This window comes from Pseudoalteromonas sp. NZS127_1 (assembly GCF_015864295.1).
In the GTDB taxonomy this organism is placed as follows: Bacteria; Pseudomonadota; Gammaproteobacteria; order Enterobacterales; family Alteromonadaceae; genus Pseudoalteromonas; species Pseudoalteromonas arctica.
Genome location: NZ_JADYXO010000001.1, coordinates 690406 through 712865 on the forward strand (window position 1 = coordinate 690406; position 22460 = coordinate 712865).

Sequence of the window (22460 nt, forward strand, 5' to 3'; positions counted from 1 at the left end):
CATACGTATTCACTTAAACATTCACGGCGTATTAATCACTAATACCGTAGCAGCCATTGGCTCTAAGTTAATACTGTTAGTTAGTTTAAAAGTGTGTTGTGTGAATAATGCCTGCGCATTGGCATTTTTTGGTATGGCTTCTTGCATGTAATCAAGATTATGCTTTTGTTTTACTTTGTTTTTATTCATAAAAACTAATACTGTTTGCGTATCACTAACGCGAGCATAACTATAAACACCATTATTCGGACTGAAATGAACGAGCTTACCCTTTGCAAGCGCCGGGCTTTGCTTTCTAAAGTTAAGTAGCGTGCTTATAGTTTCGTGCATATCGCGCTGATCTTTACTTAACCCGACTCCAGTAAACGCATTAGCGTTTTGATTTTTGAACCCACCAGGAAAATCAATGCGTATATCACCATGATCTTTACTCGGCGTATTATCCAATAATATTTCGGTTCCATAATATATTTGAGCAATGCCGCGCGTTGTTAAAAACAAAGTCATCGCCATTTTAGTTTTAGCTAAGTCTTGCCCAAGCTCCGTATATACACGGCTCATATCGTGGTTATCAGCAAACACCATAATGTTATTGGTGTCTGGGTATAAAAAATCGTTAGCTAATGACTGATATACTTTAACCCAGCCTGTGCTCCAACTTTCATCTTCATTTAAAGCTCGAATTACCGCCTCTTGCAACGAAAAGTCCATCACACTGGGTAAGCTTGACACATACCCATCTTGATTTACTTTACCGCGCTGCCAATACGACGCTATTGCAGGGTTTGAAGTCCACTCCTCACCAACAATATTAAAGTGTGGGTATTCGTCCATAATGGCTTTTGTCCAATCACTTAAAAATGCTTTGTCTGAGTAAGAGTAAGTATCAACACGAATACCACTCAAATCCGCGTATTCAATCCACCAAATAGCATTTTGAATTAAATATTCACTTAATAATGGTTGGCGCTGATTTAAATCAGGCATGCTAGCAACAAACCAACCATCGCTAAATTGGCGTTTATCGTAGTTGCTAGCGTGCGGGTCTTGAATTGTTTGGCGCGCATGGCTTGTCGCATTTTTACCATTTTTAAATTCGCCATTAAAGTTAATCCAATCTTGGGTGGGTTTGTCTTTAACCCAAACATGTTCAGAGCCAAAATGATTAAGTACCATATCCATAACAAGGCCTATGCCTTGCTCTTTTGCTTTTACAGATAACGTTTTGTACAACTGGTTTGAACCCATACGTGGATCAACGTTATAAAAGTCTGTGATCGCGTAACCATGATAAGAATAATCTGGCATGTTGTTTTCAAGTACTGGCGTTAGCCAAAGCTGTGTCACGCCTAAATTATTTAAATACGGTAATGCGTTAATAACACCTTGAATATCCCCTCCATGTCGCCCGCCTTTAAAGCCTGGATTTGCAGCTTCTAGCATGCTTTTAACGGTGTCATTTGTGGAGTCGCCATTTACAAAGCGATCTGGGTTAATTAAATATAAAGCATCTGCACTTGTGAAACCTTGGCGTTGCGCGCTATTTTTATCTCGAGTAAATAAAGGAAACTCAAAGCTATGCGCTGTATTAGTGCTGTTAAACTTGAGCGTTCCTGCTTTGGCGTTATCGCTAATATTTAAATGAAGGAAAGCATAATTAGGGTTGTCGGTACGTGTTACGTTATTAAGTTCAACCCCTTTATACTTATCTAATTTAAATTCTTCGTTAGCTATATTTTGCTCATGCACGAGTACTGTAATGTTATTTTTATTCATTCCGACCCACCAATTGGCCGGCTCTACATTAAGTGCATAACTAAAGCTTGGTAAGCTACATGCGCTTACTAGTAAAAGTGTGTTTAAAAATCGCATTATTAAACCTTTTTAATACTGGCTAAAAAATCTTGATGAGTTGGTAGCTGCGCAACTGTTGAGTTTATCAATGTTTTTAAGGTAGAAAATAAATCGCTCAGTTGCTCATCACTTAACGAATCCACAATACTATTGTAGTCATCAGGGATAAGCCCTTGCCCTATCATTACTTGCTGCCAAGCAACCTCAGCAAATAGCTCGTCGTCTTCGCGTACTACCTTGCCTGTTTGCTTAAATAAATTCATTTTTTGGCTCAGGGAGTTAGGTATATCCATTTGCCTACATTGGCGCCAAAATGAGGAGTCTTCTCGCTCGGTGAGTTTATAATGCAAAATAATAAAATCACGTATGTGCTCTAATTCAATAACGCTTTGTTTATTAAACTCCGTTACTAACGCATCGCTAATACCGTTGTGTGGAAATAGCTTAATTAAACGCGTAACCGCAGTTTGAATTAAATGAATACTGGTTGACTCTAGCGGCTCTAAAAAACCACTTGAGAGGCCAACCGACACCACATTTTTATGCCATTGCTTTAAACGCCGACCTGTTTTGAATTTTATAATACGGGGCTCTGTAATTGGCTCAGCGGGTAAGCTTTTTAGCAGTAACTGCTTAGCATCATCATCTGACAAGTATCTACTGCAATAAACAAGGCCATTACCAATACGATTTTGCAGTGGTATTTGCCATTGCCAACCAGCACTATGTGCAATAGATCGCGTATAGGGCTTAAGCTCATGAGTACTTTTTGTTTGTACGGCTACTGCACTATCGCATGGTAAGTAATGAGACCAATCAATAAAACCTGTATTTAGTGTTTGTTCAATTAATAGTGCACGCAGCCCGGTGCAATCTATAAATAAATCCCCACTAATTTGACTGTCGTTATCAAGTGCTAGGCTTTTAACATTGCCTGTATCGCATTGTTCAACATGGCTTATTTTTGCATCTATGTGTTTAACACCGCGCGATATAGCCAACTTTTTTAAGTATTCAGCGTAAAGCGTCGCATCAAAATGATATGCGTAACTCAGCCCAGGTAGTTGGGTATTAGGAATGGTATTTAAAGGGGCAAATTTATGCTGTTTAGCCGCTTGGTAATTGAGTGAAAAATCCCATAGTTCGTCTTCGCACCCCGTAACTTGGCCTTTTAACCAAAAATTATAAAAATCACAAAAAGGAAAGTCTTTACCAAACGAGCCAAACGCATGCATGTAGCTATGCCCTGGCGTTTTCCAATTTTCGAACTCAATACCTAATTTTATTGAAGCATTAGTGGCATTAATAAAATCTTGCTCGTTTATACCCAGCGCGTTATTAAGTTGAACAATCGGCGGTATAGTGGCTTCGCCAACCCCCACGGACCCAATAGACGATGATTCTATCAATGTGATATTAATTACTTTACCTAACACTTTATTAAGCAAGGCTGCTGTTATCCAACCTGCGGTACCACCGCCTGCAATTACCACGTGTTTTATTGGTTTCATATTATTATCCACGTTTTATTAAATTTAAGTACGGTTAAAAAGTTAGGTAAACTAGCTATAAAAAAGCCCCTGTAACACAAATTACAAGGGCTTCTACACACAGTTTTTATTATAGCTTGTAGCTAAAGCCTAACAAGTAAGTACGCCCGTAATCTTGGTAATCACGTACTTGTAGAGCATTATCGCCTGAAAGCGACGTAAACGGTTCCTCTGTCAAGTTTTGTACTTGAAACTGAATTGATAAACCTTCAAGGCTTTCAATGCCGGCCTCAGAGAAGTCATAACCTGCTTGAACATCCCAAATAGTTTCACCTAAAATATCAACTTGTTCAGTGTTAAAACCTAAACCATATACATCACCTTTAAAGGCACTGCGTTTGCGCATACTGGTACGTAATTGCATACCATGCATTTCGTAGTAAACTGTTAAGCTTTGAATTTTATCCGAAAGACCTGGTAGCTCGTAATCGTTACCGTTTTGATCTTCAATATCAGACTCAATACCAGTATGGCTGGCAATTAAACCAAAACCTTCAAGAGATGGATGGAATATTTTAAATGGTAACGCCAGTGAAAGCTCGTAACCATATAAATCGCCACCGCCGCCATTTATTTTACCGCTGCCTGTACCTGATGATGTTGCAGGAACTTCACCTGTTGAAGGGTCAGCTACGCCTGACATATCAATTGCATACGTGCCGTCAAAAATCCACTGAGTTAAATCTTTATAGAAAAACGCAGCAGAGAAGTAACCTTCATCGCTAAAGTAATTCTCGTAAGTAAAATCGTAGCCGGTTGCTTCTTTAGGTTCTAAATTTGGGTTACCACCCGATACAGACCAATAGTTGCCATTTTCATCAGGTGTTTGATTATATGAAGCATTAACTGATGAATTCATTTCATCTAAGCGTGCACGAGAAATTGTTTTAGCAGCACCAAAACGTATCGTTTGTTGCTCATCAATCGCAAGTGACAAGTTTAAGCTAGGTAATACGTGCGAGTAATCATGACTTATGTTTGTAGGTGATGTAACAACCACACCATCAACAGTACTAAATGCATTACCTTGTGATGATTGATCAGTTTGTACATAACGCACGCCCACGTTACCCGTTAATGCAAGGCCACTTACTTCAGCATTAATATTAGCTTGAACAAATGCAGAAGTAATTTCTTCTTTTACAGTCCACGATTTAGTCGCATGACTTGTATTTGTTAAGCTCTCTGCCAGTAAGTCGTAATAACCGTCGTTAACTAAGCCATTTACGTCATAAGCAATCATATCGCCCATGCCTATAAAACCTAAATCAACACTTCCGTTACGGTACTGTTCTGGCACATTAAGCATGCCTGGGTTATCAAGCGAAAAGCTAGATAACGTCATAAAGTAACCTTCTGAATCTTTTGTTTTCTCACGTTCTTTGTAAGACATACCAAATTCAATAGAACTTATGTACTCGTTTTCTAATACCTTTGAAGCCGCTATTTTTAATGTTGATAGCTCATCTTCAATGGTCGGTGCATTAATAAAACCATCTTGCGCTTGGTTTTCATACTCAGTACCAGTTAAACCATATTTATCGTTAAGTGCAGAGCTTGCACCCCACGATAGCGGGCCACCTAACTGTATTAAACCATAATCGCTATAATCTAAGTCATGAGTAAAACTTGCGCCGGTATTTCCACCATTAAATGTATAACCTAAGTTATCTGCAACACCGCGAGCATCACCACGCCCTGTACCTGAGTAGCTCTCAACACTCCAGATTTTGCGGTCTACTTGTGAATAACTTGCATCAAACTCTACTGACCACGAATCGTCAATATCATATTTAGTATTAAAACCAAAAGCTGTAAGTTCCGCTTCGCGTTCTTCATAATCGTTTCGAACTACTACACGTTGGCCTTGTGTTACTGCACTTGTTATAAAGCCAGATGCTTCATCAACTACAACACTATTTGCATCAATACTACCTTGACCCCATGCAAATGGAACTTCAATACCGCGTAGAATTTTTTCATCTGTAAAATCTACATATAATGCATCAAACGTCATGTTTAATTTGTCAGTAGGGGCTGCTTCAAGTACTAGCATTGCCGAATCACGCTCAAGGGTTGATGAACGTACAAATGGTTTAGCGCCGCCTAAAATTGAATAATCGTTACCATTTTCGGTGAATTCTGGGTAGCCCCATGAATTCCAACGTTTTTCTTGATTTGGTGAACTCATTGTATTTAAAGCAAATGCAACGCCAATTGTATCGTCAGCAAACTGATCAATGTATGAGATAGTGCCTCGATAGCCGTCATCATTACCGTCTGGATTTAATTTACCAAAGCTGGTTTGCTCATACTGCCCATTTACTTGTACAACACGTTCGCCTTTACTTAAAGGGCGCACGGTTTGCATATTAATAACACCGGCAATACCTTCAGCATCAATACTTGCATTTGGCGTTTTATAAACGGTTACACCGCTCATTATTTCTGATGGATAAAGGTCAAACTCTACACCACGGTTATCACCAATCGATACCTGCTCACGACCGTTAAACGTTGTGCCACTTTCATTCTCGCCAAAACCACGAATAGAGACACGACTTGCTCGCCCGTCTAAGCGCTGAGCTGTTAAGCCTGGTAAACGTGCAATTGATTCAGCAATTGAAGAATCTGGCAATTTGCCAATGTCTTCAGCCGATATAGATTCTACAACCTGTGTAGAGAAGCGTTTTGTGTTAATAGACTCAACCACACTGCCACGAAAGCCTTTAACTTCGATAACTTCTACATCATCTTTTTTTATTGTATCTTCTTGAGCAGCCTGTGTAGCAAAGCTTGATAAGCCTGCAGCTGTTAATGCCAAAGTTAATATACTTGGTTTGAACATAGACATAATGTTTTCCCGTTACCCATATTGTGATACCCGCGTTCAATGTTTAAGTGATAGTTAAACAAGGCGAGCTAATTTTGTTGTCAGGATGAATATTAACGCCAGATTTATTTTATTAACAACTTTATGCATACGTATTCAACAATTTCAATGTAGCCTAACATTAACATACATTACACACACATAACTTTAACCATATGATTTTATTAAAAATAAACAAAACAAAAAACACTGAAAGAGCATGACAGATTAAATCTATTTTGTAGAAAACTAATAGCCTTTCTACTTGAATGTAAACAAGATGAAATTAATTGGCACTGTTATATAACGTTTAAATAATTGCACATTTACTAAGTGTTAAATTGGTCAGACCATTTCTAGTAAAACCAAGGGTATATTTCCTTTATAGTACAAACTGTTAGGTTAAATTTAACTAAAAAATGAATGAATAACATAATTGGTAAACATTAAACACACAAAACGAACACCGCCAAAGAGGCGCTAAGCGCTTATTTTAAATAATTTTATTGCATTATTTTTAGTGCATACGTATGCAGACTTTTTACAGAATTACAGGCTTCACGTATGCTTTTTGAAAATAACGTGATTAATCGTAATCACAATAAAGAATAGTCTAAATACTGTGTGGAATGACGGAGAAAAGCATGACCCAAAAGCAGTGGTATAAAGGTGCGGTTATTTATCAAGTTTATCCGCGTAGCTTTCAAGATAGCAACAACGATGGTATTGGTGACTTAAAAGGGATTATTAATCGTATTGATTACATTAAAAGCTTAGGCGTTGATGCAATTTGGATTTCACCTTTTTTCAAATCGCCGATGAAAGACTTTGGCTACGATATTAGTGACTACCGTGACATTGACCCGCTTTTTGGTGATTTAAACGATTTTGATGAACTTATTAGCCAAGCCCACGATCGCAACATTAAAATTATAATTGACCAAGTACTAAGCCATACATCAGATCAACACCAATGGTTTACAGATAGCCGCGAAAATCAAAATAACGATAAAGCGGATTGGTATGTTTGGGCTGAAGCTAAAGATGACGGCACAGCACCTAATAATTGGCTGTCTATTTTTGGTGGTGGCGCGTGGCAGTGGGAACCTCGCCGTGGGCAATATTATTTGCATAACTTTTTAACCGAACAACCCGATTTAAACTTTCATAATCCTGACGTAAGACAAGCTGTACTTGATAACGTAGAGTTTTGGCTTAAAAAAGGCGTTGATGGCTTTAGATTAGATGCTATTAACTTTTGTTATCACGATGCACAACTTCGCGATAACCCAGCTAAACCAAAAGATAAGCGCCAGGGTCGTGGTTTTAGTGAAGATAACCCATACGCATTTCAGTATCATTACTACAACAACACTCAGCCAGAAAATATTGAGTTTATGCAAGACATTCGCACATTACTTAATAAATACCCAGGTACTGTATCGCTTGGCGAAATCTCATCAGAGGATTCATTGGCGACAATGGCGCAGTACACCCAAGGTGGCGATAAGCTACACATGGGATATAGCTTTGAGCTCTTAACAAATGATTATTCAAGTGAATATATTAGAACTACGGTTCAAACTCTTGAACAACGTATGACTGAGGGTTGGCCGTGTTGGGCATTTAGCAACCATGATGTAGAGCGCGTAGCAAGTCGCTGGAGTGAAAATGGCGAAATAAACCCTCAGCAATGTAAAATGCTAACCGCCCTACTTGCTTCCCTTCGTGGCAGTGTATGTATGTACCAAGGTGAAGAATTAGGTTTAGGTGAGGCAAGTGTTGCCTTTGAAGACTTACAAGACCCATATGGCATAACATTTTGGCCTAATTTTAAAGGGCGTGATGGCTGTAGAACGCCAATGCCTTGGGAGCAAGCTGATTCACCTCATGCGGGTTTTAGTGACGTAAAACCTTGGCTACCTGTTGATGATGCACACAAACAGCAATCAGTCGCTGTGCAAACTAATGATAGCAACTCAATTTTAAACGCCTACCGTGAGTTTATGGCGTGGCGCAAGAGCCAAACTGTTTTACTTGAGGGTGATATTGAGTTTATTGAAACGCCTGAGCCTGTGCTTGCTTTTTATAGAACGCTTGGACCGCAAAAAATGCTGTGCATATTTAATCTAAACTCTCAACAAACAAGTATTGATATGCCAACATCAATCGTTAAAGAATACAATGAGCTTAGCCACCACAGCGCAAAATTAAGCCAAGACACACTTACGCTTGAGCCTTTCGCTTGCTTTTATGCAAAGTGTTAATGACATCAAGAATTACACTTAATATTACAGCTAAGTTCTAAACATAAAAAGCCCAAGTAAATTACTTGGGCTTTTTTGTGCATTTAATTTTTCTAATGACTTTGGGTTTTACTGTTTAAGTAGTCAGTTAAAGCAAATAAAACGCCTGACATTACAAACGTGACATGAATAGTCACTTTCCAAAGTAGCTCATCACTTGGATATGCGCCTGAGTTTATAAATACTTTTAATAACTCAACAGCAGAAATAGCGACTATCGCACTTATTAATTTCATCTTTAGACCTGAAAAACCAACCTTTCCCATCCAAGATGGTCTGTCTTCGTGATTATCAATATTAAGCTTAGAAACAAAGTTCTCGTAACCACTAAATGTAATGATCAGCAATAACCCCGCTAATAATGCTGTATCAACTAAAGTTAGAATACCGACAAGTAACTCTTGATTGGTTGCTGTAAATGTCGCAATACCCATTAAATAAAGCTGCTTAAAAAACTTTATTAACAACAGTACAACTGCAAATAGTAAACCCACAAAAAATGGGGCTAGTAGCCAACGCCCTTTAAAAATAAAAGATTCTAATGCATGCTCTACTTTATTAGCTTGGCGTGGTTTTTTATTAGGGGTGTGTGATGACATTGATTTGTCTTTTAATTAAAAAAGCGACCTTAGCTTATAAACCACTGCAACACAATGCTGCGAAATCCTGACAAGTAAATTACTCATCCTCACGATAAAAAAATTTCGTTATCTTTTATTTCGTTTTCGTTTAAAAATCAGTATACCAACAGAGTTGTTCTGGATTGGGCACTACTGGTTTAAACCTAATCTTAAACTGGGTAAATCAGTCATCACACCATTTTTTTAGGAATAAACGAATGAAAAAAGCATTGCTAGCATTAATCGTAGCTCCACTATTTGCAGTATCTGCGACTTACGCGGTAGCAGACGATGCGCCAACAGCTTCAGCCGAAATGGTAAAAGAATACACAGAAATGTGTGTTAACTGGGCTAAAGATGATGACGTAAGCAATGAAGAGCTAAATGCCTACGTATTAAAATGCGTAAATGATGAGCTTGAATCTGAAGGCTATAAAAAAGTATCTTCTGTTAAGATTTAATCATACCAATTGCATTAAATTAATGTTCTATTATACCGCTAAGAAAATAGCTCAATAGCAAGTGAAATAGCATGACATATAGTTGTTTTATATGAATGTTTTTTAACGCAGTGAGTGGGTTATTTAGTGCAATATAATGACCATTTTTTAATAAAATTGGTATCTCCAATACGCTTAGTTGAATGTACTGCTAATAAAGCCGTTGCGAAAACATTCAACTAAGCACAAAAAAACCGGAATAGACACAAGCTGTGCGTTCCGGTTTTTTTATGGTTTTTTAAAACCTATAAAAAGTTATGAATAAGCGATAACGTGCTTATTCATCTTCTTTTTTAGCTTTCGCTTTAGGCTTTGCTTTAGCTGGTGCCTTTTTTGCAGCAGCTTTCTTTTTAGGTGCTGCCTTTTTCTTCGCTTCTTCTGTCCATTTACCTGCTTCATAATGAGCAGTCCAGCCAGTAGCTTTACCGTCAACTTCAGTCATAACATACTGAGCTTTATTTTTACGGCTATAGCGTACAACAGCAAGATTACCATCAGGATCTTTAGCAGGTGCATCTGCTAAGTAATAAAACTTAGGCGAAATACGGTCTCTAAAGCGTTTTAACTCTTCTACTTTAGGTGCACGTGTTTCACGAGACTTAGGAAAAGTATTTGCAGCTAAAAATATACCCGCGGCGCCATCACGTAATACAAAATACGCATCTGACTTTTCACATTCTAATTCAGTAATGTGAACAGGGTCTTCTTTTGGTGGAGCAGCTTCGCCACTTTTAAGTAGTTTACGTGTATTTTTACACTCGTCATTATTACAGCCAAAGTACTTACCAAAGCGACCAGATTTAAGCTCCATGTCAGAGCCACATTTATCACATTCGATAATTGGTCCGTCATAGCCTTTAATTTTAAAGGTACCTTCTTCAACTATATGCCCTTTACATGCTGGATTATTACCACACACATGTAATTTACGGGTTTCGTCAATTAGGTATGAATCCATTGCCGTTTCACAAATCGGGCAACGTTTCATCTGCATTAGCTTTTCAGTTTCTTCGTCTTCGACATCGGCTGCAACCGCTTCATCGCCCGACACTAAGTTCATTGTCGTTGTACAACGCTCTTTAGGTGGTAAGCTATAGCCAGTACACCCTAAGAAAACACCAGTTGATGCTGTGCGTATACCCATTTTTCGGCTACACGTAGGACATTCAATATCCGTTTCAACCATCTCGTTGAGACGCATACCGCCATTTTCTGGCTCATCTTTAGCGACAGTTAATTGCGTTGAAAAATCAGCATAAAATTTATCAAGAACTTCAGTCCATACTCGCTCGCCTTCAGCGATGTCATCTAAACGGCCTTCCATTTTTGCTGTAAAATCAAAATTCATTAAATCAGTGAAGTTTTCAACCAAACGATCGGTAACTATTTCACCCATTTTTTCAGCAAAGAAACGGCGATTTTCTACACGTACATAACCACGATCTTGAATCGTTGATATAATTGACGCATAAGTAGATGGACGACCAATACCGCGTTTTTCAAGCTCTTTTACTAAACTTGCTTCACTAAAGCGCGCTGGCGGTTTAGTAAAATGTTGCTTAGGATCAAGTTCGATTAAAGTAAGGACTTCACCTTCTTTAACAGCCGGTAGTGATTGATCTTCTTCGTTTTTCTTACGTATCGCAGGTTGTACTTTTGTCCAACCATCAAAGCGGAGCACACGGCCTTTCGCTTTAAGCTGGAAGTCGTTAGCTGCAACAGTTAGTGTTGTTAAATCGTATTCAGCAGGTACCATTTGGCACGCTACAAACTGACGCCAAATTAGCTCGTACAGTTTTTTAGCATCAGCATCTACACCTTCAACATGCCCAGATAACACGGTAACGCTTGAAGGACGTATTGCTTCATGCGCTTCTTGTGCATTACCTTTAGAGCTGTAGCTAATTGGATCTTTTGGTAAATATTTAGCACCAAACTCGTTTGTTACATACTCACGACACATTTCAACCGCGTCTTTTGAAAGATTAGTTGAATCGGTACGCATATACGTAATATAACCGCCTTCATACAAACGCTGAGCAAGCATCATGGTCTTTTTAACGCCATAACCTAAACGTGTACTTGCCGCTTGCTGCATGGTTGAAGTAATTAATGGCGCACTTGGGCGACTTTTACTTGGTTTTTCTTCAACGCTAATTACTTTATATTCTGCATTCTCAAGGCTTTTAACCGCTGCGCTAGCCTGAGCTTCATTTACAGGCTTAAATGGCTTTCCTGCTTGTTTGGCTACTTCTAAGCGTAACTCAGACTCAGTATTTTTAACGTCAGCGTGAATATCCCAAAATTCTTCTGGAATAAATGCTTTAATTTCACGTTCACGCTCTACTAATAAACGTACAGCAACAGACTGAACTCGTCCTGCAGAAAGTCCGCGGGCCACTTTAGCCCACAATAAAGGTGATACCATAAAGCCAACAACACGGTCTAAAAAGCGACGTGTTTGCTGAGCGTAAACCATATCAGTATTAAGCTCGCCAGGTGTTTCAAACGCTTGCTGTATTGCGTTTTTAGTAATTTCGTTAAAAACTACGCGCTTATATTTAGCAGGATCACCACCAATGATTTCTTGAAGGTGCCAAGCAATTGCTTCCCCTTCTCTATCCAAATCCGTTGCGAGATATATTTGGTCTGCATTTTCAGCCAGCTTTTGTAATTCTTGAACAACTTTTTCTTTACCAGGCAGTATTTCGTAATGCGGATCCCAGCCTTGGTTTGGGTCTATACCCATACGCGCGACTAAGTTTGTATAATCTCGTTGCTTTTTATACGCTGCTTTCTCTTCAGGTTCCATTTTACGAACTTCTGCTGGCGTTTTAGTTGCCGGCACTTTAGCTTTGCTCGAACCTGAAGTAGGTAAATCTCGTACATGCCCAATACTGGACTTTACGATGAAGTCATTACCTAAATATTTATTAATTGTTTTAGCCTTAGCAGGAGACTCTACAATTACTAGCGATTTGCCCATAGTTGCCTATTTCTAACCAAATATTGAAAATGTGTTTTGCCGACATAAGCGGCGCGAATATTTATAGGTATATCTACAAACACTAGTTGTTACAAGCTTTTAATACAAACTTTTCAGTATTTACTGAATAAACGAACAATTTTTGTCGTTAAATTAAACAAACTAGTGTTTTTAGATTAATTGATGTGGAATATATAGAACAGAAACAAAAATGCCAACCTAAAGGTTGGCATTTTTAAAATAAAGCCTTATTTACTATCGTAAATTTCGATTCCTTTGGAGACTGTTTTAGTGCCACCAGCCTGAGTAGTAAACTCAAATGTTATTGAAAGTACACCGTCAAATTTATCATTACCATCCGCTTCACGAGAAATACGAACATCTGAATACATTGGTTTATCCGTATTCGTACTTGGAATAATAGCGTTATTTTCGATAATAGATAAGTCGCCATTTGTAGAGGCTATAGATACAGTTGTACCCGCTGGTAGTGGATTACCAAACTCATCTGTGTAGTGAATACGAACTGTAATACCACTTAAACCTATATCAATAGTAAGTGTTTCAGGATCTGTTTCATCTGGATCCGTATCATCATAATCTGGGTTATCAATAATAACGTTAACCGTAGATAAATTAATAGATTCAGCATCACAACGTTCTAGCACATCAGAACCTTCCAGAGAAGCAACAATAGAGCTTGAGCAATCTGCTGGTACGTAAACAGGATACGGCGCATCAAGAATATCCGTAGTTTTCAGTACAGAAAAACGAACGTATGGATCATCTCCAGACATAACCAATTCTATTTGTTTACGTACTTCAATTAGCTCTCGAGAACATTTTTCATCTATTTGTGCAGCTTCACTACATAACAAACCGTTATATAAGCCATCAGCGAAGTTATAGGTACCGTTATTGTCTAAATCGCGCCACGTTTCATTATGGCCGCCCCGTGAGTTTTTCTCTGAACACGCATCCTCATCAGCATTATAATCACCACCACGCGCATCACTACAGTTTGCTTTATCGAAGGCTGCATTTTCATTGTGATCTATAAATGCTTCAGGTAAATCGTAACTAGTATAATACTCACCAATATCAAACAAGCCATTGGTGCGTTTAACATCATCAGTGGTTTGCTCATCTACAAAGTTCTCTTGTCCTTTAGTGACAGCGAGAACACTTACACGTCCTCCCATAACAACGCCATCAGCATTATTTTTAGCGCGTGTAATACCATTTATACAAGGAGCTGCAATACCAAAATATGGGTCACAATTTATAATACCTGTTTTTGGATTAATACCTTCTGTAGTTGTTGCGTCCCCGTCAATATCGCCAATTCGGTTACCCCATTTGTAATCATAAAATGGACGGTCTCCTTGAGAGCGCCAGGTTACAACACAAGTAGCATCGTCAGTTTTACAAGTAACTTCATTGCTAGATGAGCCAATGACACCAGCTTCAGCTAAAATAGTTGCCTCTACACCGTCACCGTTATAATTATTAAATTGGTCACCAAAATATACCGTAATATCATTTAAAACACCGTTATAATTAAGTGAGTTAGTATTGAACGTATTTGGGCTTGCATCAAAACTGTTTTGGTCTGTTACGCCTGAAGCGAGCGTTAATTGAGCCGATACAGAACTTATCTGCTCGCTCAATGGTACTAAAGTAAGTGTTCCGTCTGGACAAATTTCATTGCTTGGTTCTGATGTACACAGTTCTACATCATCAACCCAACACGTTAAATCATCACCTTCAGGTAAATTATTAACATCTTCTTTAGAAATAAAACACGCTTTTACCACTAATGGACCAGGCACTATGCCAGATTCAACCGTTGTCTGAACAAAGCCTTCATTATTTGTATCACTTGTTCTAAGTGACAGTTTAGCTGCACCCACTGAATCTGTTAACTTAAAATCAATACGTTGCTGCGTGGATGCAAGGCCATCCGCATCTATTAGCTTAAATCTAACAATCGATTGAGTCGGGGCGCCGCCTTCACCTGGAGGTAATGCAATAAATGTTTCGCTGACATCAACAAACTGTATTGATTGTACCGCTGATGTTTCCACAGGAATAATCGTAGTAGCAGTAAAGTTTTTACCACCTGTCTCAACCGTGATATTAATATCATCGTCAATACTACAACCTGTAGCTCGGTATGTTGATGTTGCGATACCACTTGATGATTTTACTGATGCATCAATTACTGAATCGCCGCTAATTACACACGTTGAGCTGAACTCAACATCTGTTGGAGTTAAGTATAAATTACCATCTTCATCTAAAAGCGTTACTTCAATAACGGTACTACCACCTGCTTTTAAAGGGATAACATTTCCTGAAGTATCTGTATTAAGCCCGTTATCAACCTCTAGGGTTAAATCAGCAATACCTACAGCAAAATTAGTTGAATTACTTTCACCTACAGACGTTACAGTAACAGTACCTGCACCACCAGTATTACCAGGTTGCAATTTTAGTAAAGCAATACCAAAGTTATCGGTAAGGGCTGTTCCAGATGAAGGAAGAACAGAACCTAAATTTGTTGAAATATTAACAAGCGAATTTTTACTACCTTCACCACTTTGCTCATCAATGACTTCAACAAATAATTCACCTAGTTCTGATGAAGAGATAGTATTAGCTACCGTACAACCCGACGCTATTTGTGTAGGGTCAAGTTTTACACTAGAACGATTATCGTCCCAGCCAACGTTACAGCCTGTTAAAAGCTTTACTGATATAGAGAATTGTGCCAAATCAACAGGTGCAGAATCACCTGATGAATAAAATACAGCTGTATTACTCACTTCTGTAGAGTTAGTAGGGTTATAAGTTGCAACAACTTGACCTGCACCTTTAAAACTACCACTAGAGAGAGTTACTTTTGCTTCACCCGCTGAGTTTGTAATTGCAGTTCCTAAGTCTGGCGTTATTTTACCTGTGAAGTTTGTAGTAAAAGTAACAAGCTGCTCGCTAAGTGCAACTCCATCATTTTTTAAAGTCGCTGTAACCGTGCCTAAGTTGTCAGTTGTAACCGGGTTTGTATCCGAATACTTAGCACCATTTTCATCGACAATATTTACTGTTAGAGTTGTTGACCCACTAACACCAGTATCATCACCCTGCCCACCGCTTGATTGAAAAGCAAAAGTACTTGTATAAGATTCACCATCGACTGTATAAGTAGCAGTTACTTCTCCAGCACCGGCTTGAGCACCGGCTGTAAGTTCAACCGTTGCAATACCATCGTTTTGAGTTAATGCACTTGATGGAGACAGTTCACCAATCTCATCTTCTAATGTAAACGTAATGCGCTTACCCGCAACAATTACACCGTCTTGAGTAAGAATTGCGCGTAAATCTAAAGAGGAGGTAGCGGTAACAGAATTTGACTCTGTTGCGTCTGTTTGAGAACACCCCTTTAATGAAACCGAGTATGTAGCAGCCTCTGTAGTGGAATCACCATCACTTATAGAACCGTCTTTTTCAAGTGACCCACCGCCACCACAGGCTGTGAGTAAAAAACTTAGCAATGAAATGCCGAGCAGTCGCATTAAAGGCATGAACCTCTCCCTAGCGTTGTTATTATAATTAAAATTAATTTACACTTAATATTAACCTATAACTTAGTCTAAAATCACAGTTTTTTATTACTTTTTTGTGCAAAATATTTTTAAATAAATACTAACTTTTTCTGTAGTAAATATTTCCTTGCTGGTAGTCTATGGCAAATTTATAAAATGTAGATCAGGAAATATGTCAAAAATCCGTTCAATGAGTTTAACCACTCGCATCATGATTGGTATGGCGCTTGGGGTTACAGTAGGTTTTATATTTCAGGCTATATTAGCTGGTGAAGACGATTATCTAATACCACTTGGGTTATTCTCTTTGCCAATTAAAGCCTTTTTTGTTGATGGTATTTTCCATGTTGGTGGTCAAATATTCATTGCCAGCTTGAAAATGTTAGTTGTGCCTCTTGTTTTTGTATCGCTTGTTTGTGGTACCTGTAGCTTAAGCGACCCTAAAAAACTAGGTCGATTAGGTGGTAAATCTATTGGTTTATATTTATTAACTACAGCTATTGCTATAACAGTGGCGATTACACTTGCCTTATTATTTAGCCCGGGTGAAGGTATAAGCTTGCCATCTAATGCAACCTACGATGCTAAAGAAGCACCTACCCTTGCACGTGTAATTATAGACATGTTTCCTACAAATCCTTTTGAAGCAATGGCCAAAGGCAATATGCTTCAAGTTATTGTGTTTGCACTTTTATTTGGTGTATCAATGGCATTAAGTGGTAAAGCAGGAAAACGCGTTGCTACCGTATTTGAAGATTTAAACACTGTGATTTTAAAACTAGTTACGCTTTTAATGAATATTGCCCCTTATGGCGTGTTCTTTTTAATGGCAAAACTGTTTACAACAATTGAGCTTAACTTAATTGTGAGCTTAGCGAAGTACTTTGGCGTTGTAGTACTTGCACTGTTATTACATGCTTTTGTAAACTACACATTGCTTTTAAAAATATTAACGGGCTTAAACCCGCTTATTTTCTTAGCAAAAATGAAGCACACATGCTTATTTGCATTTAGTACCTCGAGTTCAAGCGCAACTATGCCTATTACACTTGAAACTGCTACTAAAAAGTTAGGTGCTAATAACTCGGTTGCCTCATTTACTATCCCACTGGGTGCTACCATTAACATGGATGGCACTGCCATCATGCAAGGTGTGGCTACCGTGTTCATTGCACAAGTGTTTAGTGTCGATTTGACAATATCTGATTATTTAATGGTTATATTAACAGCAACACTTGCCTCTGTAGGTACAGCAGGCGTACCTGGTGTTGGTTTAATAATGCTGGCAATGGTACTTACCCAAGTTGGCTTACCTGTAGAAGGGATTGCAATTATTATCGGTGTAGATAGATTACTTGATATGACACGTACAGCAGTTAATGTAACCGGCGATTGTATGGTTACCTGTGTTGTTGCCAAGTCTGAAGGTGAGCTAGATGAGAGCATCTTTAACGACCCTAATGCAGCTAAAGACTTAGAAGATTATCATAAATCTATTGACTCATAAGCTACATTTATATAGCTATAAAAAAACCTTGATGCAATCCATCAAGGTTTTTTTCGAGTAAAAATAATTTAACTGAATCCTGAAAAAGATTCTAATCTAAGGATTTAACGACTTAAACTTAGAAAGTAAGTTTATTCCCACTTTATTTACACCACTACTCAAGCCAAGAGCTAGCTTATCGCTCAACCCTTTTTTAACTTTGTATTTAATCTTATAAATTTGGCGCTCATGTTGCTGCTCTAGCAATGCATCATCACTTGTTTTTATAACATCTACCAAACCTTTATCAATTGCTTGAGTTGCAAACCAATGCTCACCTGTCGCAACTAAGTTTATATCTAAGCTTGGACGTTGAGTGCTTACAAACGTTTTAAATAAACCATGTGTTTGTTCAATTTCTTCACGAAATTTTTCACGGGCTTTATCTGTGTTTTCACCAAATAAAGTAAGTGTGCGTTTAAATTCACCTGCTGTTATTTGCTCAAATTCAACATCATTTTTCTTTAATATTTTATTAAAGTTAGGTATTTGAGCTATCACACCAATAGATCCAACTATTGCAAAAGGCGCTGCAAGTATCTCGTCCGCGACACACGCCATCATGTAACCGCCACTTGCTGCCACTTTATCAATTGCAACACTCAGAGGAATACCCGCACTTTTAATACGCTGTAACTGAGATGCAGCAAGTCCGTAGCCATGTACAACACCGCCACCACTTTCTAAACGAATAAGTACTTTGTCTTTACTTGGATCGGCAATAGAGATAATAGCCGTTATTTCTTCTCGTAAGCTTTCTACTTCGTGAGCGTCCATACTACCCACAAAGTCAATTACATATAAACGAGGTTTAGGCTCATCTTTATCTGCTTTTTTACTCTTTGATTTAAGTTGTTTTTGATGCGCTTTAAGCTCTTTTTTACCCAACGTATTTTGTAAAAAACTTTCTTTAAGTTCAACTAGCTGCTCTGATATATCATCAATTTGTATTTCACCTTTTTTGGCCTTTGGCTTAACTGCAGCGCCAACTATTAGCATTAAAACAACTGCGATAGCGATAACAAAAGTAACTGTTTTAGCAAAAAACAAACCGTATTCGTATAAAAATTCCAACTGGTTTCTCCATTTATAAATTTCAGCTAATTTAGCATGCTTTAAAGCAAAAAAAAGCCACTTTTCAGTGGCTTTTAAAGGTTAATTATTTTACTGGTTATTAATCAGTCACAACCTCAGGGTTGGAAACTAATAACATCCGTCCGCGAGCAGCTAAGTAAGTAGCTACTTGCAACTGCATTTCTGCATTAGCGGCAGCACTGCCTTCAACAGTTGCAGCCTGTGCAGCATCTTGAGCTGGTGTTAATATAGAACCATGATGCCCTTTAGTAAATTTAACTAAGTAGCTTGCTGGTGTTTCACTCAATGCTTGCGAAGAACTTACTGTCTCAAGACCCATCAAGTTAGCTAATGGAATTGTGCCAGAAATAGGATTATTAGCTGCCATTGGTGGTATCACTTGGTCAGGCTTGTTATCAACACCATCACCCACAACAACATTAGTATAAACAGGAGTACCTAATGCTTTCACAGTGGCTGCGTAGTTCGTTGGATCACCACTATCTAGCGCTGTTTGCGCCGCAAAAGCAAACTGTGTAAATACACCTTGAATGTTAGTAAGTTTAGTCGTTTCACCCGCAGTGGTAAGTGATGCAATATATTCGTTGTAACCACACGTCAAGTAAGCTTCCATGTCTGGTATTAATGAGCCACAGTTAGAAACTGCATCTCCTTGTAAGTATGCAGTAAATTCATCAGCTTCTGTTGTACCCGCTTGTGAAAGTACTGAACCTTGAATAAATGGACCAAACGCAGCAGATTCAAGTAAGAAGCTTGCTATACCGCCACCACCACTTGCAAGAGCTACTGTGTTTACATTAAATAGCGGATCAAGCGTTTCTGCCATTGGCGTATTAGCTTGAGCAATAAATGCTGGAGCAACAATAGAACCTAGCGAATGCCCAATGTAGGTAACGTCTTTACTATTAATAGTTGTATCGTTAATAAAGTTTAAGCCTAAACGAAGGCCTAATAAATCAGCAGCCGATTGACGTAAGCTATCACGTGCAACAAGTAATGAACTTAAGTTCATGTAACTAAGCACAGAACCTGTTGTTGCATTAAAGTCGTCTGTTCCATCACCATCAACATCTATCCCGCGCTCACCATGTCTTGGATGGTCAATAGCAACCGTTGCAAAGCCTTGAATAGAAAGCTGCGCAGTTAAAGCAAGCATACTTTCTTTTTGTGTTGTAATACCGTGCTGCATAATCACAACAGGCCATCCACCTTCAGGCATAGCGATAGGATCTAATTGTAACTGTGCACGGACACCATTAATTATCGGTAAAATAGGTTTAGTAACTTGCACTGGCACATTTGCCATGCTTTGTACTTTTGGAATTGAGTTGTATTTTGTTAAATGACGTGTGCTGTCTAGTCCTAAGTCACGTAATTGTCCGTCACTTAATGCAGAACATAAACCATCATTTTCACTAATAGGATCTGTCGGAAATGCATCGCCTGCAACGGCCTTATAACCAATTATTGCCACCGCGTTATCACACATACCTTGCCAATATGTATCACTTAAATCACTAATATCAGTACCCGTTGGCGTACCTAAATACATCGGTAACATAATGCTACCTTTTTGATATTGCACACCAGAGAAAGCAGCAGAGACTTCTACACCCTGAGAAGCAAATACTTGTTGTACATTTACCATAGGCTGTTCAGGAACTTGAAGCGCAGGAGTTGGTAACGCAGGCTGTTGCAAGCTTGCAGCTAGCAATTTTTTAATTGTCCCGAGTACCGGGCCTGCTGATTGAATAGTCATCGCACTAGAAAAAATAATATCTTCTTTTGCGATATTTCCTGAACTTACAACTACATTTTCGTAACTGTTAACAGCACCCTGCAAACCAAGTTGAGCTTCTGTAATTAATGGCGCTTCTTGTTTAACCAGCCCATAAGTAGAAGAAGGCTCAATAGAACGCCCTAATGAATCTTTAAGACCAGTAGTTAATACATTGATGTATGAGCTACCTGCCGTAAATGGTTTTAAAGGAATAATTGCAACGCCATCACCTGAAGCTTGAGTAACAAAGTCAACACCAAAAGTAAGCTCACCGACCAATTTACAAGCAGTACCGGCAGCTACAACTGAACATTCTGCATCAGTTAAACTTGCACCCATTACAACTTCAAAAATTCTTACTGTACCAGGGGTCCCAGCAGACGCTTCATCTAAACTCACATTTGGTGGGAATGTTAAATCGATTTTATAAGGAACCTGCGAAGACCAACCATCAAGTGCACCTAGTGCAAGTTGAGGGTTTGCATAAGCTGCGCGCGAAATAGACACATTGTTGTCATCTAATTCACCAGGAATATTAAGTGTACCGTCTTGAGTTCCACTCATTAATAAATCATTAGGTACCGATAAGATACCTGCTGCTGGATCAAATGTAACTGTTGCTGTTGGGATAACTGGTGCTGTGTCGTTCTTGACATCTGTTAACGTTTCTCCACCGCCACAACCTGCTAAAGCAGCTGTAACCGAGAGTGAAAGTAGCATTTTTTTCATATTGTTGGCTCCGCACGTATTTTATTTTTATAGTGTGTTTAATCAGTGTATTAAGTTAAAACAATGTAATCAGGTTATTAATGAGACATTAGACCAGTTAAACTTAACGTAAAGTTTCTATTTTCGCCACCTAATTTTACAATAAATTCGATTACTTCACGTTTCGCTATGTTAAAATCAAAAAAATTATATGAATTGGTACTTTTATGCACACATATCAAGCAGCTGAAAACGCACTTAAAGATAAAGTTATTTTAATAACAGGCGCCGGTGATGGTATTGGCCGAGTTGCAGCAATTACGTATGCAAAATACGGCGCTACAGTTATCTTATTAGGAAAAACAACTAATAAACTTGAATGTGTTTACGATGAAATTGTTAATGCTGGCTACCCTAAACCTGCAATAGTCCCTATGGATTTTAAAGGCGCAACGAAGCAAAACTACCGTGACCTTGCTGCAACAATCGAATATCAGTTTGGACGCCTTGATGGGTTGCTTAATAATGCAGGTATTTTAGGGTCGCTTGGTCCACTTGAACATTTTTGCTCATCTACGTTCGAAAACATAATGAAAGTAAACGTCACTGCACAAGCTATGATCACTAAAGCACTTTTTCCCGTTCTTCGTAAATCTGATAATGCATCGATAGTATTCACGTCATCAGGTGTAGGCCGCAAAGGTCGTGAATTTTGGGGGCCTTATGCCATCTCAAAATTTGCAGTAGAAGGTATGATGCAAACATGGGCATGTGAAGTAGGTAAAACGAATATTCGTATAAACTGTATTAATCCAGGTGCAACGCGTACATCTATGCGTGCAGCTGCATATCCTGGCGAAGATAGAGATACCCTTGCTACACCAGAGGATTTAATGCCAACCTACTTATACTTGATGAGCGATGATTCTAGTGAAGTGAATGGCAAATCGTTAGATGCTCAAGTAAAAAAGTAGTTTGGAGTTTAAATAGTTTAAACAACTCACATTAAAAAAGCCGCAATTAGCGGCTTTTTTGTGT

General features: G+C 38.6%; 12 protein-coding genes. 4 read left to right on the plus strand and 8 right to left on the minus strand.

The genetic code is table 11. The features are described from left to right. Positions 1–21 precede the first annotated feature (21 nt). The 3 genes from I6F50_RS02845 to I6F50_RS02855 all read right to left on the minus strand — a co-directional run bounded on the left by I6F50_RS02845 (position 22) and on the right by I6F50_RS02855 (position 6258). Positions 22–1872, minus strand: a complete 1851-nt coding sequence (locus I6F50_RS02845; protein ID WP_165740482.1) for a glycoside hydrolase family 13 protein — start codon at positions 1870–1872, stop codon at positions 22–24. Positions 1873–1874: 2 nt separating this feature from the next. Further along, positions 1875–3365 carry a tryptophan halogenase family protein gene (locus tag I6F50_RS02850; RefSeq protein ID WP_165740484.1) on the minus strand — a complete coding sequence of 497 codons (1491 nt, stop codon included), beginning with the start codon at positions 3363–3365 and terminating at the stop codon, positions 1875–1877. Between the two features lie 109 nt (positions 3366–3474). Further along, on the minus strand, positions 3475–6258 hold the full coding sequence (locus tag I6F50_RS02855; RefSeq protein WP_197175266.1) for a TonB-dependent receptor: 2784 nt from the start codon (positions 6256–6258) through the stop codon (positions 3475–3477). 662 nt (positions 6259–6920) lie between these two features. Between I6F50_RS02855 and I6F50_RS02860 the strand changes: the two genes are divergently transcribed. After that, the gene (locus I6F50_RS02860) at positions 6921–8543 is read left to right on the plus strand and encodes an alpha-glucosidase family protein (protein WP_165727403.1); all 1623 of its coding nucleotides are present in this window, start codon (positions 6921–6923) and stop codon (positions 8541–8543) included. 92 nt (positions 8544–8635) lie between these two features. Here I6F50_RS02860 and I6F50_RS02865 read toward each other — a convergent pair whose 3' ends face one another. Beyond that, positions 8636–9181, minus strand: a complete 546-nt coding sequence (locus I6F50_RS02865; protein ID WP_007582598.1) for a TIGR00645 family protein — start codon at positions 9179–9181, stop codon at positions 8636–8638. Positions 9182–9420: 239 nt separating this feature from the next. Here I6F50_RS02865 and I6F50_RS02870 point away from each other — a divergent pair, with 239 nt between their 5' ends. Further along, entirely contained in the window at positions 9421–9663 is a 243-nt protein-coding gene (locus I6F50_RS02870) for a hypothetical protein (protein ID WP_007582596.1), read from the plus strand. Positions 9664–9979: 316 nt separating this feature from the next. Here I6F50_RS02870 and topA read toward each other — a convergent pair whose 3' ends face one another. Further along, complete coding sequence (gene topA / locus I6F50_RS02875) at positions 9980–12688, minus strand: type I DNA topoisomerase (protein ID WP_165727402.1); 2709 nt, start codon at positions 12686–12688, stop codon at positions 9980–9982. Between the two features lie 248 nt (positions 12689–12936). Then, positions 12937–16272 (minus strand): hypothetical protein, encoded by a 3336-nt coding sequence (locus I6F50_RS02880; RefSeq protein WP_197175268.1) that lies wholly within the window; start codon positions 16270–16272, stop codon positions 12937–12939. A 193-nt stretch (positions 16273–16465) separates the two neighbouring features. Here I6F50_RS02880 and I6F50_RS02885 point away from each other — a divergent pair, with 193 nt between their 5' ends. Then, complete coding sequence (locus tag I6F50_RS02885) at positions 16466–17800, plus strand: dicarboxylate/amino acid:cation symporter (RefSeq protein WP_197175270.1); 1335 nt, start codon at positions 16466–16468, stop codon at positions 17798–17800. Between the two features lie 96 nt (positions 17801–17896). Here the strand turns inward: I6F50_RS02885 and sohB are convergent, their stop codons facing one another. Continuing rightward, entirely contained in the window at positions 17897–18913 is a 1017-nt protein-coding gene (gene sohB / locus I6F50_RS02890) for a protease SohB (RefSeq protein WP_197139506.1), read from the minus strand. Positions 18914–19013: 100 nt separating this feature from the next. Beyond that, positions 19014–21443, minus strand: a complete 2430-nt coding sequence (locus tag I6F50_RS02895; protein ID WP_197175272.1) for a VolA/Pla-1 family phospholipase — start codon at positions 21441–21443, stop codon at positions 19014–19016. A gap of 206 nt (positions 21444–21649) precedes the next feature. On the opposite strand from I6F50_RS02895, the gene I6F50_RS02900 reads away from it, so the two are divergent. Then, the gene (locus I6F50_RS02900; RefSeq protein WP_197119730.1) at positions 21650–22396 is read left to right on the plus strand and encodes a YciK family oxidoreductase; all 747 of its coding nucleotides are present in this window, start codon (positions 21650–21652) and stop codon (positions 22394–22396) included. The last annotated feature ends 64 nt before the right edge of the window (positions 22397–22460 follow it).

What these genes read in the sequence shown, in the direction of transcription:
- I6F50_RS02845 (WP_165740482.1), bottom strand. Translation starts at nt 1,872, where the DNA reads ATGCGATTTTTAAACACACTTTTACTAGTAAGCGCATGTAGCTTACCA.
- I6F50_RS02850 (WP_165740484.1), bottom strand. Translation starts at nt 3,365, where the DNA reads ATGAAACCAATAAAACACGTGGTAATTGCAGGCGGTGGTACCGCAGGT.
- I6F50_RS02855 (WP_197175266.1), bottom strand. Translation starts at nt 6,258, where the DNA reads ATGTCTATGTTCAAACCAAGTATATTAACTTTGGCATTAACAGCTGCA.
- I6F50_RS02860 (WP_165727403.1), top strand. Translation starts at nt 6,921, where the DNA reads ATGACCCAAAAGCAGTGGTATAAAGGTGCGGTTATTTATCAAGTTTAT.
- I6F50_RS02865 (WP_007582598.1), bottom strand. Translation starts at nt 9,181, where the DNA reads ATGTCATCACACACCCCTAATAAAAAACCACGCCAAGCTAATAAAGTA.
- I6F50_RS02870 (WP_007582596.1), top strand. Translation starts at nt 9,421, where the DNA reads ATGAAAAAAGCATTGCTAGCATTAATCGTAGCTCCACTATTTGCAGTA.
- topA (WP_165727402.1), bottom strand. Translation starts at nt 12,688, where the DNA reads ATGGGCAAATCGCTAGTAATTGTAGAGTCTCCTGCTAAGGCTAAAACA.
- I6F50_RS02880 (WP_197175268.1), bottom strand. Translation starts at nt 16,272, where the DNA reads ATGCCTTTAATGCGACTGCTCGGCATTTCATTGCTAAGTTTTTTACTC.
- I6F50_RS02885 (WP_197175270.1), top strand. Translation starts at nt 16,466, where the DNA reads ATGTCAAAAATCCGTTCAATGAGTTTAACCACTCGCATCATGATTGGT.
- I6F50_RS02895 (WP_197175272.1), bottom strand. Translation starts at nt 21,443, where the DNA reads ATGAAAAAAATGCTACTTTCACTCTCGGTTACAGCTGCTTTAGCAGGT.
- I6F50_RS02900 (WP_197119730.1), top strand. Translation starts at nt 21,650, where the DNA reads ATGCACACATATCAAGCAGCTGAAAACGCACTTAAAGATAAAGTTATT.